Origin of the sequence: Microcoleus sp. D2_18a_D3 (assembly GCF_036702455.1) — a bacterium.
Lineage (GTDB): Bacteria > Cyanobacteriota > Cyanobacteriia > Cyanobacteriales > Microcoleaceae > Microcoleus.
This window is the reverse complement of record NZ_JAUBTK010000083.1, coordinates 19,909-34,196: the sequence shown is the minus strand read 5'-3', so window position 1 is coordinate 34,196 and position 14,288 is coordinate 19,909. Positions and strand designations below refer to the sequence as shown.

16 protein-coding genes and 2 pseudogenes are annotated in these 14,288 nt (G+C 46.1%); 7 read left to right on the top strand and 11 right to left on the bottom strand.

What is annotated here, in order from left to right:
• Nucleotides 1-345 precede the first annotated feature (345 nt).
• Nucleotides 346-855 carry an allophycocyanin subunit beta gene (apcB, locus tag QUB06_RS27765; RefSeq protein WP_333036060.1) on the bottom strand — a complete coding sequence of 170 codons (510 nt, stop codon included), beginning with the start codon at nt 853-855 and terminating at the stop codon, nt 346-348.
• A gap of 340 nt (nt 856-1,195) precedes the next feature.
• Here apcB and glnA point away from each other — a divergent pair, with 340 nt between their 5' ends.
• Complete coding sequence (glnA, locus tag QUB06_RS27760) at nt 1,196-2,617, top strand: type I glutamate--ammonia ligase (RefSeq protein ID WP_333057654.1); 1,422 nt, start codon at nt 1,196-1,198, stop codon at nt 2,615-2,617.
• Nucleotides 2,618-2,726: 109 nt separating this feature from the next.
• Here glnA and QUB06_RS27755 read toward each other — a convergent pair whose 3' ends face one another.
• Nucleotides 2,727-3,167, bottom strand: coding sequence for a hypothetical protein (locus QUB06_RS27755; protein WP_333438015.1), 441 nt, complete (start codon nt 3,165-3,167; stop codon nt 2,727-2,729).
• Between the two features lie 76 nt (nt 3,168-3,243).
• Between QUB06_RS27755 and QUB06_RS27750 the strand changes: the two genes are divergently transcribed.
• The 4 genes from QUB06_RS27750 (at nt 3,244) to QUB06_RS27735 (ending at nt 5,696) form a co-directional block, all read left to right on the top strand.
• Nucleotides 3,244-3,570 (top strand): hypothetical protein, encoded by a 327-nt coding sequence (locus QUB06_RS27750; protein WP_333289348.1) that lies wholly within the window; start codon nt 3,244-3,246, stop codon nt 3,568-3,570.
• Complete coding sequence (locus tag QUB06_RS27745; protein ID WP_333104836.1) at nt 3,567-3,800, top strand: hypothetical protein; 234 nt, start codon at nt 3,567-3,569, stop codon at nt 3,798-3,800. The genes QUB06_RS27750 and QUB06_RS27745 overlap by 4 nt, the downstream gene beginning before the upstream one ends.
• 310 nt (nt 3,801-4,110) lie before the next feature.
• Complete coding sequence (locus QUB06_RS27740; protein ID WP_333438014.1) at nt 4,111-5,016, top strand: ferritin-like domain-containing protein; 906 nt, start codon at nt 4,111-4,113, stop codon at nt 5,014-5,016.
• Nucleotides 5,017-5,192: 176 nt separating this feature from the next.
• Entirely contained in the window at nt 5,193-5,696 is a 504-nt protein-coding gene (locus QUB06_RS27735) for a YbjN domain-containing protein (protein ID WP_333438013.1), read from the top strand.
• A gap of 102 nt (nt 5,697-5,798) precedes the next feature.
• Here QUB06_RS27735 and QUB06_RS27730 read toward each other — a convergent pair whose 3' ends face one another.
• The 5 genes from QUB06_RS27730 to QUB06_RS27710 form a co-directional block, all read right to left on the bottom strand.
• On the bottom strand, nt 5,799-6,281 hold the full coding sequence (locus tag QUB06_RS27730) for a hypothetical protein (protein WP_333438012.1): 483 nt from the start codon (nt 6,279-6,281) through the stop codon (nt 5,799-5,801).
• Nucleotides 6,278-7,402, bottom strand: a complete 1,125-nt coding sequence (locus QUB06_RS27725) for an AAA family ATPase (protein WP_333438011.1) — start codon at nt 7,400-7,402, stop codon at nt 6,278-6,280. The genes QUB06_RS27730 and QUB06_RS27725 overlap by 4 nt, the downstream gene beginning before the upstream one ends.
• Before the next feature lie 216 nt (nt 7,403-7,618).
• Entirely contained in the window at nt 7,619-8,077 is a 459-nt protein-coding gene (locus QUB06_RS27720) for a divergent PAP2 family protein (protein ID WP_332953040.1), read from the bottom strand.
• A gap of 14 nt (nt 8,078-8,091) precedes the next feature.
• On the bottom strand, nt 8,092-9,018 hold the full coding sequence (gene crtE / locus QUB06_RS27715; RefSeq protein ID WP_333438010.1) for a geranylgeranyl diphosphate synthase CrtE: 927 nt from the start codon (nt 9,016-9,018) through the stop codon (nt 8,092-8,094).
• A gap of 190 nt (nt 9,019-9,208) precedes the next feature.
• Complete coding sequence (locus QUB06_RS27710; protein ID WP_333438009.1) at nt 9,209-10,096, bottom strand: LysR family transcriptional regulator; 888 nt, start codon at nt 10,094-10,096, stop codon at nt 9,209-9,211.
• Between the two features lie 111 nt (nt 10,097-10,207).
• On the opposite strand from QUB06_RS27710, the gene QUB06_RS27705 reads away from it, so the two are divergent.
• A complete protein-coding gene (locus tag QUB06_RS27705) occupies nt 10,208-10,696 on the top strand; it encodes a GNAT family N-acetyltransferase (RefSeq protein ID WP_333438008.1) in 489 nt (162 codons plus the stop codon).
• Nucleotides 10,697-10,787: 91 nt separating this feature from the next.
• Nucleotides 10,788-11,561, top strand: coding sequence for a methyltransferase domain-containing protein (locus QUB06_RS27700; protein ID WP_333438007.1), 774 nt, complete (start codon nt 10,788-10,790; stop codon nt 11,559-11,561).
• Between the two features lie 255 nt (nt 11,562-11,816).
• Here QUB06_RS27700 and QUB06_RS27695 read toward each other — a convergent pair whose 3' ends face one another.
• The 4 genes and pseudogenes from QUB06_RS27695 to QUB06_RS27680 all read right to left on the bottom strand — a co-directional run.
• The gene (locus tag QUB06_RS27695; RefSeq protein WP_333438006.1) at nt 11,817-12,578 is read right to left on the bottom strand and encodes a calcium-binding protein; all 762 of its coding nucleotides are present in this window, start codon (nt 12,576-12,578) and stop codon (nt 11,817-11,819) included.
• A 76-nt stretch (nt 12,579-12,654) separates the two neighbouring features.
• Nucleotides 12,655-12,798 (bottom strand): annotated as a pseudogene (locus QUB06_RS27690) (bifunctional 5,10-methylene-tetrahydrofolate dehydrogenase/5,10-methylene-tetrahydrofolate cyclohydrolase); the annotation flags it as partial.
• 321 nt (nt 12,799-13,119) lie between these two features.
• Entirely contained in the window at nt 13,120-13,917 is a 798-nt protein-coding gene (locus QUB06_RS27685; RefSeq protein ID WP_333438005.1) for a calcium-binding protein, read from the bottom strand.
• A 73-nt stretch (nt 13,918-13,990) separates the two neighbouring features.
• A pseudogene (locus QUB06_RS27680) lies at nt 13,991-14,158 on the bottom strand (bifunctional 5,10-methylene-tetrahydrofolate dehydrogenase/5,10-methylene-tetrahydrofolate cyclohydrolase); the annotation flags it as partial.
• Nucleotides 14,159-14,288 lie beyond the last annotated feature (130 nt).

The following is a 14,288-nucleotide window of genomic DNA, read 5'->3' as shown; positions in this document are numbered from 1 at the left end:
TTAAGTTATTAATACATTACTTGAAGTTTGACGATATTCCCATTCCTGGGGCATTCATACCTTGATTCAGCAACGCCTTTTAATCTATAGCGGTTCTCAAAAAAGTGAGGTATGCCCAGGGAGGCCTATGCCCTATGCCCTATGCCCTATGCCCTATGCCCATGAGTACCTCATCTTTCTGAGAAAGGCTATATAATTTTTAATCTGAAATCTTTAATCTAAAATTGTCTAACCAAAAAAAAAAGATCGCTTGGAGGCTGTGAGGCCAAAAAAAGCGATCGATCTAACGGCTGCTAACTGCCAGCCACAAGTGCAATTTGCTGCTAAAAGAACTAGCAAATTGACTTAAATATCTTGTTCGCTCAATTCGCGAATCATGTAATCAAAAGGCTGATCCAAAAAAGGCCCCACAGACAAGCCAGCAGCTTGCACTTGAGCCTTAACCATCTCCTTCATAATGCTAATCCCCATCACCGTCGGGCCAATGGGAACGCTTAGAGAATTGTAAGTTTCTCGCAAACCTTGCAGCACGCGCTCGTCGAGCACGTCGGTACTTCCAGCCACTAGGGCGTAAGTAGCATAGCGCAAGTAGTAGTCCATATCCCGCAGACAAGCCGCGTAGCGACGAGTCGTGTAGGCATTTCCCCCGGGACGGATCAGTTCCGGCTGTTCAGCAAATAGCTGGATACCAGCTTGCTTGACAATTGCCGCAGCATTGCTGTTAATCGCAGCCGCCGCCTGTACCCGTGCCGTGCCCGTTGCAAAATAAGATTTCAACCGATCGATACCATCTCGGTCTAAATACCTACCAGCAACATCATAATTTTCAATCAGGCTCGTCACTGCATCGCGCATAAGTTTCTCTCCCAAAAATCTTTATCAATACTTTGCTATCTGAGACAGACTGCCTATTGTAGACTACTACAAATCGGCGTTTGATTAAGATTTGAGATAGGATTTTCACGAAGGGTAGTCTATCCGCGGCAAACTGTCGTAAAATTCAGCCGTTTGCCTTGTATGTTCAGCCGAAAAATAATCCACAGGGCAAGAATCTCAAACTGCCCGGCCCCACTGGGCCCCTATTTCAAACTTTTGTAGCCCTAGATACAAAATAGTGGATACTGAAGGCCTACGATCGCCCAAACAGTCTGAAATCGGCCGATCGCCAAGACACAACCAATATCAGGAGTAAGTCATGTTCCAGACACCCCAAGAAGCCTTAAACTACATACAAGAAAATAAGATCCAGATAGTTGACCTAAAATTCATCGATATGCCGGGGATCTGGCAGCACCTTTCCCTGTACCACGACCAAATCGACGAAACCGCATTCACAGACGGCGTACCCTTCGACGGTTCCAGCATTAGGGGCTGGAAAGCCATCAACGAATCAGACATGACGATGGTCATCGATCCGACCACCGCTTGGATGGACCCGTTCATGGCAGAACCGACCATCAGCTTCATTTGCAGCATCAAAGAACCTCGCACCGGCGAACCATACAGTCGCTGTCCCCGCACCATTGCCCAAAAAGCCATAGACTACTTGCTTTCGACCGGTCTCGGCGATACAGCATTCTTTGGCCCGGAAGCAGAATTCTTTATTTTTGACGACGTTCGCTTCGACCAAACCCAAAATTCCGGCTACTATTACGTAGATTCGATCGAAGGTCGTTGGAATTCCGGCAAAGAAGAAGCAGGCGGCAACCTCGGCTACAAACCGCGTTACAAAGAAGGTTATTTCCCAGTAGCACCAACCGATACCTCTCAAGACATGAGAACGGAAATGCTGCTGACAATGGCAAAATGCGGCGTACCCATCGAAAAGCACCACCACGAAGTCGCCACGGGCGGTCAATGCGAACTCGGTTTCCGCTTTGCAACTTTAGTACAAGCCGCCGACTACTTGCTGACTTACAAATACGTAATCAAAAACGTCGGCAAAAAATACGGCAAAACCATCACCTTCATGCCCAAACCGCTGTTTAACGACAACGGTTCCGGGATGCACGTTCACCAGTCGATTTGGAAAGACGGCCAACCTCTATTTGCAGGCGATCAATATGCTGGTTTCAGTCAAATGGGACTGCATTACATCGGCGGCATTCTCAAGCACGCACCGGCACTTTTGGCAATCACCAACCCCACGACCAATTCCTACAAGCGTTTAGTTCCGGGCTTTGAAGCGCCTGTAAACTTAGCTTACTCTCAAGGGAATCGATCGGCATCAGTGCGGATTCCGTTGTCGGGAACCAACCCCAAAGCCAAGCGGTTAGAATTCCGCTGTCCCGATGCCACATCCAACCCCTATTTAGCATTTGCAGCCATGCTGTGCGCCGGCATAGACGGCATCAAGAATCAAATCGATCCGGGCGAACCTTTGGACGTGGATATCTACGACCTTTCCCCTGAAGAATTGAGCAAAATTCCTTCAACTCCCGGTTCATTGGAAGGCGCTTTAGAAGCTTTAGAAAAAGACCACAGTTTCTTAACTGAAACCGGCGTATTTACCGAAGACTTCATCCAAACCTGGATTTCCTACAAACTCGACAATGAAGTCAACCCGATGCGGCTGCGTCCTCACCCCTACGAGTTTGCTCTCTACTACGACTGTTAGAAAATAAATAATTAAAAATTAAAAGTTAAAAATGGTGATTATACCCTTTTTAACCTGTGATTTTTAATTAATAAGAACGCCGCCCTTAAAAGCGGCGTTTTTTTGGAACTTAGAACTTCTGGATCAGCGCCCAGACTCTCCCGTTACCCGACACTATCTGGGCAACGCTGTTAGTAGTGTCGCCCACTGTAGCCTCAGAGACATCCTCTACAGCCCATTTAGTTGCTTTCTCATCAACAATAAACAAATCCTCAGCGGTAGTGCCTTCCTGAACCCGATATATCTTATTCAAAATGAAACGCTGTTGCGCCTCAGCTTTTGGTATGCCGGTAACTTCATCAGGATCGATAGAGAGGACACTGCCTTCTTTTAATGTACCTTTCGAGTTGCTTAAATTGCGATCGTCCCTTTGAGCAACCCGCACGCCGTGAAACTGTAAACCAGGGTCAGTCTCAGAGATATTCGAGACAGCAGCTAGCGCCCCACTTTTTCCCAAACCGAGAACCGCTGCAAAAGCCGTCAAAATTAGCAAAAACTTGAAATGATTCACTGTATTTATGCTCCTTTGCTTGTGAGATTCTGCACTCATTCTAAATTAGCAATTAGCAATTAACAATGACCAAACGATGTCCGATATTTTTGTGATGATCCGCAATCAGAGTAACGTCGCCATGACTTCAGTTGACGGCATTGCCTTTGTGACTTTACTGACTCGGGAGGGACGAGTGCTGGCCGAGGAGACAGTTGACCTGTTTGAGGCCGATGTGAATTTTGATAACCTGAAGCAGGGAAAATATACTGTAGTTGTCAGGCACGAAGGCGTTGAACCTCGATCGGCAACCTGTAGTGTTACAATCACCGATGAAGATAAAGTAATCATGCTGACATTTGTTTACTTGGAGCTAGAACGGGTGCTGCTCCGCATTCAAACTTCAACCGAAGAAAGACTATGACCGTGAAAGTTACTCCGCCAAATTCAATTAAAATGTTTCGCTATCGAGTACATTTCTTGGCAAAAGACCTCTGGAGGGAAAAAAACCCGATTTGTCGGATGAATCTGGCTTTACAGTTAGCCGATGTGGCGACAACTTTGGCTAGGTTGGAAGTAGAAGAGGCGCGAAAATTTCAACAAGAGTCTGCTAGTGTTGAAGCCCAAGACTCGACGGAACCTGAAAAGTTTTGAGTGTATGAGGTTGCTTTGTGTCCTCCGCGCAACCCTTGCGTGATAGCAGTTTAAAAAAATAATCTAACTGTAGAAAAGCTCCAAACCCTGATAGTCATCAGTCATTTTTAATCTAAAATCTAAAATCTAAAATCTAAAATGGTATGGCTCGCAACTCCAAACTATTGTCATTTGTTGAGCTAGTAAAAAAATTCTCTGTATAAAATTGAATGTCCGTGCTAAACAACAACTTTCACCCTTGCGAGGTAATTGGTTGTTGCAAAAACTGCGTTACACTTATATAGGTATCTTTACAAAACAACATAAAACCATGACTGTTGCCTATCCCCGCAAGCTTCGCAACGCTATGGGAGCGCGCGAAATTTTAGCTCAAGTAGTGCGCGATCGCGAAATTCACCTGATCACCCTCAACCGCTACCGCTACAGCGAACAGCGCAGTTGCAAAGACCTCACAGACGTAATCGAACAGCTAGACGGGAACCCGGCAGAACTGGTGCGCGACCTCTCCCGGCACATTTCCGACGAAGCGCGACACGCCATGTGGTTGACAGATTTGCTGGTAGACTTGGGCCAAAATGTGGGAACGCCGCCAGGAGTCTCCTACATTGACGAATTTGAAAGGTTGTATGACAGCGAAAAACAAGACCCCACCACAAACCGCGAAGACTTCGTAATTTCTTCCCTCGCCGCGATTAACGTCACCGAGAAGCGGGGATGCGAATACTTCTCAGCCCACATCCACGCCCTCAAACAGGCTCCCCAAACCGCAGAAAACGTCAAAATCCGCGAAACAATCGAAAAGATTTTTCCCGAAGAAGCTGGTCACGTCCGCTGGGGCAACCGCTGGCTGGCCCAAATCGCCGACAAAAGCCCGGAACACCGCCAAAAGGTGGAACAGGCAAAGCGCAAGTATGTGGCGATCGAACAAGCAGCTTTTGAATCGGGAATGGATATCATGTTGGGGGCAGAACTCCGCCGCGTCACCCGCCTAGTGGATATTGCCAACACCATGCCGATGTGGGAACGCCCGCAATACTTGATGGAACGCTTGCCCAGAACCCTGCTGGCCCCGGATCTGCAAATGACCAGAGTCGATGTAGCTCAGCGGGCATGGAACCGCGACCCGCAGGCATTTGTGGAGAAATTTGTGCCGATGTTCCTCAACGGCTTGAATAACATTGAGAAGAAGGCGGCGACGACTAAGCCCAAGGCTTAATAACGATCGCGAATCCGGTTGAAACCGCTTTGCCAGTCCAACTTGCGCCTGCCTCCGCAAACAAGCGAGATTAACTGGTTCCCAGGCATAGCCTCGGAACCAGTTATTTAAAGTCATAATTTTAAGCTTTAGCAAGTAAACTGATTATTGGAATAGTTTTCCATCTAAATATAATCATGACTACCAGCGAGCCGAACATACAAACAGCTTCCGCAGAAAGCCTCTCAAGTGAAAGTGCGATCGCCTCCGAGCAGGTCGAAAAAGCCACAGCCGTCACCTATGCAGAAGAAATTGAAACTGTCATCGCCAGCATGGCTGTAGACCAAAAAGTGATGGTCGGTCAAAGTGAAGCTGGCGGACATCTTTGGAAGTTTAAGTACGGCAGTGTTGAAGTGTTCGTGCAACTCACGGGCGAAACCGAAGATGATACTTTGACGGTTTGGGCTTTTGTACTGCAGTTGCCAGCAAAGAATGAAGCTCAATTAATGCGGAAACTTCTAGAAATGAATTGGCTGTCTACTTTGGAATCTCATTTTGCGATTGTTGACAATCAAGTTGCGGTAGTATCGACTCGGACGATGGCGGAAATCTCGACCGGGGAAATTTCCCGGGTTATTACTATTGTCGCCACGATCGCCGATGACAACGATGACCTGCTGCAAGCAGAATTCGGTCAGTAGTCATTAGGCTGCGCGACTTTTGATCGAGCCACACTCCGCTAAATTATTGGCAATCGCGCACCTGACATTTAAGTAGCGTGCGCGACTTTTGCGTTTATTTATTTATTTAAAGAGGAATGGTTTTACAGATAAAGCCATACGATCTAATTCTGCTTTGTTGTGTTTGAGAATATTATGTCCCCATAACTCATTTGTGTTGTCAGAACAATCTTTTGCAAGACCTTCTCCAATTTCCTCAAAAGTCTTTTTGATGTCTGTCCTTAGATTCTCTGGTTCAGATAGCACTCCCAGCACGAATACTCTTGCTTTTAGATCATCTGGAATATGACTTTCTACATAACTCAACCGATTTTCATCATCATCGAAATCAATGAGCAAAACCATCATTCTTTGTGGTAATTGTCGCATTTCAGACGCATACTTCTTCGTGAATTCCTCCACAGTTTTTTTCCAACCACCAGGAAGTGGCAGGACTTTAACAGCACGGTTATTAAGGTTTGGCCCCAGAAGAAATCCGTTGGCAATCTGGCGATTAGCATCATCTTCGGCCAACACATGAATGTGCGGTTGATACTTATTACTCATAGCTCTATGTCGCCACCAATCAAGGCATTTATCAGGTCGCCTTTAACAGACATCTCACTCAGCGGTCTGACTAAAGTTGGCTCTAAGTGGCTTTTGCGATCTAATACAAAGGTATTTTCATTTGAAAACTTTCGGATAGCTTCAGGATTATGCGATGTCACTAAGATTTGACCGCTATTTTTAAATGAGCGTCGCAGAGACATTACAAAATGTCCCACCTCCGATAAGGATAGATAGTTATCTGGCTCGTCCCAGAAGCAAAAAAGTGGGCCATAAAATTTGTTGGCAGCCAAGACAACAGCGCAAAGAAAAAAGCATTTCTCCCCGTCAGATAAGTCATTAAATTCAATACTCAGATTCGCATTATTTGCTTCAAATCGAACAATCATGCTTTTCGAGTCTTTGCCGATTAGTTCATTCAGAAAATCCTGAATGTCAGGCATGACTTCTCGGAGATATTTATCAACCTGTGTGTAGGCTGCAGGATAGCGACTCAGTAAGCCCGAAACCCACTCCCCAAAGTTTGAACCATCTCGCTTTGGCTCCAAAGTTTCACCGTTTGAGTCTCCAGTCATCAAGCTGGGAATCGGGGCTAAAATAATCATGCGAGCCAGCCAAGTCTTGAAAATATGAAGCGGATCAGTCTCAGATTGCTCCTGAATTACGGGCAGGGCAACAAGATGCCAATCTACCCGAAACTGAGCTTCACGATTTTGGGAGCTGGTGTGAAGAGTGACTTGGGCTTCTTTTCGAGAGTAAATTGGATCTCCTGCAACTAGCAGTTGCTCTTCAAAAACTCGAAGCTCTCTAAATTTTTCTGGTAAATCTAAGGCAAGGACATATTTGTATAATTTATCTTCGAGTAATACTTCTATTTCAAACCGGATCGGAACATCAGACCTTCCACGAGCGAAATCTTTCGAGCTAATAAGGTTAAGTTTTTCAAGGTCGCGCATTCTATTGATGCCTCGACAAATCTTCTGAAGGACTTCTAATGCAGAGGCAGTAGTTGATTTACCTGCACCATTTTTTCCAATCAAGAGAGCAGATGGCATCCCCTTTATGGGCAGTTCAAAGTTTTCTAGGCATCTGAAGTTGTGTACATATAGTCTTTGGAGCATAGCAAAACAATTCTAAGGAGTGGGAAGTGAAAAAACTTTTTGAACTTTTTGAAGTGCTTAATTAGGGAATAGGCCTTGCCATAAACTTCCAAAAAGTTCGGGTGCTTTTCTCAGCTAGAGACGGATGAGTTGCCGAACAATTAATCCCCGCCACCAACTTTTACCTCCAACTCGTCAAAAAACACCACTGCCCCAAATTTACTCCGTACTTAAAACTTAATATGCAGGCCCTGCGATCCAAGCAATAGTGATTCCCAGCCCCAAACCTACAAGCACTTGAAAAGGAGTGTGTCCCAGCAACTCTTTCAGGCGAGCCTCATTAAGGTTGTGATCTTCCTCAAAAAACTCGTCAATAATTTGGTTGAGGATGCGAGCTTGCTTGCCTGCTGCTTGGCGGACGCCTGCTGCGTCGTACATCACAATAATTGCAAAGATCGCAGCGATCGCAAAGTCCGGACTTTCCCATCCCATCGTTTGTCCCACTCCAGCAGCCAAAGCGCCCACAAAAGACGAGTGAGCGCTGGGCATTCCCCCCGTTGTTACCAAATACCGAAGATTAAACTTGCGATTTTTGACCAACTCGATCGGCAACTTCATGATCTGAGCCGCCAGACAAGCGATCAAAGCAACCACGAGTACATGATTGTTTAAAATGCCGCTGCAAATTTCCTGCATAGTGTTTGGTATATCTAGTTACTGCGGCTGGTAATAAAATCGGCGATCGCCAGCAGCGGTAGAGCTTTGCTCCCAAACACTGCCAATTGATCCTTAGCATCAGCCACAAGCTGCGAAGCTTGGCGCCGAGACTCCTCAATTCCCCACAAACTCGGATAAGTGACTTTCCCGGCTTGAACATCTTTGCCAGCAGTTTTGCCCAGTTCTTCTTGGGTAGCAGTGATATCCAGAATGTCGTCTATTATCTGGAAAGCCAGCCCAATATTTTGAGCAAAACGAGACAGCCGCTGCAAATCGGCAGCCGAAGCCCCAGCCAAAATTGCCCCACAAACTACGCAAGCCTCTAACAGCGCGCCTGTTTTGTGAGCGTGAATGTAATTCAAAGTTTCCAGAGAAACATCTGTCTTTCCTTCCGATTCCAAATCAACCACTTGACCGCCTACGAGTCCAGCAGCACCCGATGCCCGCGCTAAATGGGCGATCGTCTGCAACACCTGTTGGGGGGGTACGTTCTCAGTTTTAGTGGCGATAAATTCAAAAGCATAGGTCAACAAACCATCGCCAGCCAAAATGGCGATATCCTCGCCGTAGACTTTGTGGTTCGTCAGTTTGCCCCGCCGGTAGTCGTCATTGTCCATTGCCGGCAAATCGTCGTGGATCAGCGACATGGTGTGGATCATTTCCAAAGCGCAAGCTGTCGGCATTGCCATAGATGTAGTGCCGCCTGCCAGTTCGCAGCTAGCGAGACACAGGATCGGACGCAGGCGCTTGCCCCCCGCTAGCAGCGAGTAGCGCATTGCTTCGTAGATTTTCTCTGGGTAGATGACCGGGAGTGAACTGTCGAGAGCTACCTCGATCGCCTCTTTTCGCTTGACTAGATAAGTAGATAAATCGAAAGAGGATTCCGGTTGGGACGAACCCATTTCTGTTGCCAATACCATCCCTTGCTCTCTTGTACTTAATATTTATATGGGATATTGTGAGCCGTTGGGGTCGCATCGTACCGACTTTTACGGCAGTAGTTGCTCGAACTCCGAGCATCAATTAATCATTCTACGGGTGTTGTTGCACAGAAAATCTTTGAGTTTTGATAAGTTTGTCAAATTGCCAGTCAATCTAAAATTTACAATCTCAAATCTCAAATCCGCTGATTTGTCTGGCGACTTCCAAAAACCGGTGCACCGCCGCCGTTGGATCGCTGCGCCAAATTAGAGCGATCGCCACAATGCAGGTAGATTCTGGTAACGCTTTGTAAACAACCCCGCTGCGCTGGAAATTTTGCATCGACGCCGGGACGATCGCCACGCCCATCTCGGCGGCTACCAGACTCACAATGGTTTGCATTTGAATTGCTTCTTGAGCCGCGCGAGGGCTAAAACCTGCTTGCTGACAAAGACTGACGATCGCATCGTACAATCCCGGAGCCTGGGAACGCGGAAATAAAATGAACGGTTCCGTGGAAAGTTCGCGTAATTCAAGATGCGTGCGATCGGCCGCCGGATGCGTTTTTGGAAGTGCCACGATCAGGGGTTCTCGAAAAACGATTTCAGAATTTATCCCATCTTCCTCAACCGGAGGGCGCACGAAGCCGATATCAATTTGCCCGAATCGCAACCGCTGCAACTGTTCGTTGGTTGTCAGTTCGTGCAGTTCCAGCGTGACGGCGGGACACCGAGTGCGAAAGGCCTGCAAAATCGCTGGAACCACGTTGTGTGCTGCGGAACTCACAAAGCCGATAGTCAGTTGGCCGAGTTCGCCCCGACTGGTTTGTCGGCCGAGTTGAATTGCTCGATCGACTTGCTGCAGAATTTTCCCGGCTTCCTCGAAAAAAACCTGTCCCGCTGCCGTTAACTGCACCGTCCGCTTGGTGCGGCGAAACAGTTGAAACCCCAACTCTGCCTCTAAATGCTGGATTTGTTGGCTCAGCGGAGGTTGGGCAATATGCAGTTTTTCGGCGGCGCGAGTGAAATTCAGTTCCTCTGCAACTGCAATGAAATAACGCAAATGCCGAAGTTCCATAGCTCCCCAATCATTGATATTTTTAAAGTATAAGTTGTTAGTTAAACATATATTGGACATTAATGATGATATTTCATACAGTAATTAATAGGCGAGATTGAGAATTAAAAAATGACTAATTTGGATATCAGAATTAGAGAAGCCGAGCTGGCAGATTTGGAATTAATTGTGGATTTTATTTCCAAAAAAAGCGAGTTCGATGGCTCTAAAAACCTGTTGACAGCAACAGCCGATAAATTGCAGCAAACGTTGTTTTGCCAGCCTCCGCTAGTGCGGGTTTTGTTGGCGGAAGTTGCCGGAACCGCGGTAGGATTTGCTCTTTTTTATTCCTCCTATTCAAGTTTATTGACGCAGCCGTGTCTTTGGCTTGATGATTTATTTGTGCAAGCTCCTATGCGCGGAATGGGAGTCGGTACAGCGCTGTTAAAGTATTTGGGAAAAATTGCTGAGTCCACAAATTGCGGGCGGATTGAATGGACTGTTAATACTGGCAATGCGCCGGGAATTGCTTTTTATGAAAAGCAGGGAGCGCGGATTTTGGAAAATATTAGGGTTTGCCGAATCGAGGGAAGTGCGATCGCCCAACTCGCTAACAAATAAGTGGGTGGGTTTTGTGAAGAAGGATTTTTTTTATTAACCGCAGAGACGCAGAGAACACAGAGAAAGAGAAGAAAGGTTCAGGGTAATTATCATGGCACAAAATTATTGGAATACAACTCTTTATGAGCAAAATCATGCTTTTGTTTGGCAGTACGGCGAATCGCTTTTGGAGTTACTCGCTCCGAAGGCTGGTGAACAAATTCTGGATTTGGGCTGCGGTACGGGACAGTTAACTGAAAAAATTGCTCAAACTGGTGCTTTTGTGCAAGGTATTGATTCCTCTTTGTCGATGATTTCTACGGCAAAATTCAACTATCCTCACCTTAACTTTTCTGTCGCAGATGCGAGGATTTTTCAAGTAGAAGAGCCGTTAGATGCTGTGTTTTCTAATGCGGTTTTGCACTGGATTAAACAGCCGGATGCTGCGATCGATTGTGTGGAAAAAGCGCTGAAGCCGGGAGGGCGTTTTGTGGCTGAGTTTGGCGGTAAGGGGAATGTGGGGGCGATCGTCCGCGCACTTTTGAGTGTTTTGTCAGAAATTGGCCCGCTTGAGCCTGAAGCGCTTAATCCTTGGTATTTTCCGAGTATTGGCGAGTATGCTGGGCTTTTGGAAAAGCAGGGATTTGATGTGGGTTATGCGGTTTTGTTCGATCGCCCGACTTCCCTAGAAGGTGGCAGCGCGGGTATGGTAAATTGGATTGAGATGTTTGCTGGTGGGTTTTTGTTGGGGTTGTCTGAGGATGTGCGATCGCAGGTAATTAACTCCGTTGAAGAGCGTTTGCGATCGGCGCTGTACCGCGATGGTAATTGGATTGCAGATTATCGCCGAATTCGCGTTGTTGCTGTCAAAAATTCCTCACGGTAAATCTTAGTGATTAGTAATTGCGATCGGAGCTTGAAATCGTTACTAAACCAACTTTCGTACGCCGAGGCGGACTCAAAGAGTAAAGAATTTTACAGGACTTATGCTGCATAGCCAATTTTTACATGACCCATAGTAGTAAGGTGCGAAATACGCACCCTACTACTAGCGTTTCTGCGTAAGTCCTGTAAATATCAGCAGTTAATTTGTGGCTAACAATATGATAAGTTTGTCAGCTCACCACTGATTGTCCTGAACTTAGAAACCCTGAACGGAAACAATGCTGCTTTGTAGTTCATTAGGCGTTACATTGCCTACAAAACCTAAAATCGCGTTAGAATTTCTGACTCTGATGAGAGTTCCTGAAGCAGAGCCTGTGAATTCGCTGAGTAAAGCTGGAGGAACCAATAATTGTAAAGCTTCCAACAAATCGAACCTAAATGTTAATGTCACATTCTGTAGCGGCTCCAACACTATATCATTGACCGTTAAGCCACTCGCTAATCCAATCCGATCTAAATCCGGATCAAAATTTAGGAGTACATCACTAGAATTGATATCTGTAGTGGCAGGATCTATTCCCAGAACGCATAAATTATTGCCAAACTGACACTCTAAGACGTCTCTGCCCAAGCCGCCAACCAGAGTGCTATTCCCCTCTTGGCCGTCTAAAAAATCATTGCCTCTACCCCCAAATAAAATATCCTCGCCAGCCTCTCCAAGAATAAAATCAGCATCTAGACCACCACTGAGGCAGTCATTTCCATCAGATCCATCCAGGTAATCTCTTCCTTTTCCCCCAAATACAGAATCGTTGCCTGCAAAACCTCGGAGAGAATCTTCCCCTTCATTTCCCAGGATTAACTCGCTAGCCCCTGAGCCATTTACTGTATCGTTGCCATCGAGGGCCCAAGCTCCTAAAGGGAAGTTGTTTATATCTCCAGGAGTAAGTTGAATTCCTTCCGAGGTGTTGTCGCCAATTAAGCGCACTATCCCTGATGGATCGGGTTTTAAAGCCATAGCTAAAATCTTTGTGTGTTGGTAGATTACTAACCCTACTAATTGAGCCAATACTGGCTCACAAGTTGGTCCCAATTCAATTAGAACCGTATTCAATATAACTCGAAACGGTATTTTCCAAAACCCTAGCAACAGTCATCGGCCCGGTTCCTCCCGACACCGGCGTGATAAATTCGGCTACTGTTTTAACAGCATCAAAGTCCACATCTGGGGCCAAACGACTCGTACCGTCTGGATTGACGACGCCGAATTCGCGTTGTTCCTATCTTGAATTCCTCACGCTAAATCTTAGTGATTAGTGATTTCCATCCGAGCATGAAATCGCTACTACACCAACTTTCGTCCACTCCAAGCGGACTCAAAGAGTAAATAATTTTACAGGACTTACGCTACACAGTCAAATTTTACACGACTCATAGTAGTAAGGTGCGAAATACGCACCCTACTACTAGCGTTTCTGCGTAAGTTCTGTAAATATCAGCAGTTAATTTCTGGCTAACAAAATGATCAGTTTGTCAGCTCACCACGGGTTGTCCTGAATTTAGAAACCCTGAACGGAAACCATCCTGCTTTGTAGTTCATTAGGCGTTACATCGTCTACAAAACCTAAAATCGCGTTAGAATTTCTTACTCTGATGAGAGTTCCTGAATAAACTCCGGTAATTCCGCCTCTGGGTTGAGTTCCTGAAGCAGACCCACTTGCGCCGGCCGGACCTGGAGGGAGTGATGGTTGTAAAGCTTGCGGCAGATCGAACGTATATGTTAATTCCACATTCTGTATTGGCTCCAACACTATATCATTGACCGTTAAGTCACTCGCTAATCCAATGCGATCTAAATCAGGATCAAAACTTTCGATTATATCACTAGAATTGATATCTGTAGTCGCAGGGTCTATTCCCAGAACGCATAAATTATTGCCAAACCCACCACTTAATAAGTCTCTGCCCAAGCCGCCAACCAGAGTGTTATCCCCCCCTGCGCCGCTTAAAGCATCATTGCCTCTACCCCCAAATAAAATATCATCGCCAGTGTCTCCAATAAGAATATCAGCATCTAGACCACCACTGAGGGAGTTATTCCCCTCCAGTCCAGACAGCAAATCTCTTCCTTTTCCCCCAAATAGAGAATCGTTGCCTGCAAAACCTGCGAGAATATCTTCCCCTTCATTTCCCAGGATTAACTCGCTAGCCCCTGAGCCATATACTGTATCATCCCCATCGAGCGCCCAAGCTCCTAAAGGGAAGTTTGTTAGATCTCCAGGAGAAAGTTGAATGAATTCCGAGGTGTTGTCGCCAATTAAGCGCACTATCCCTGACGCATCCGGTTTTAAAGCCATAGTTAAAATCTTTGTGTGTTGGTAGATTACTAACCCTACTTGAGCCAATACTGGCTCACAAGTGGGTCATAATTCACTTAGAACCATATTCAATATAACTCGAAACGGTATTTTCCAAAACCCTAGCAACAGTCATCGGCCCGATTCCTCCCGGCACCGACGTGATAAATTGGGCTACTGTTTTAACAGCATTAAAATCCACATCTGGGACCAAAGGACTCGTACCGTCTGGATTGACAACGCCGAATCCGCGTTGTTGCTATCTTGAGTTTCTCACGGTAAATCTTAGTGATTAGTGATTTCGCTCCGAGCTTGAAATCGCTACTACACCAACTTTCGTCCACTCCAAGCGGACTCAAAGAGTAAATAAT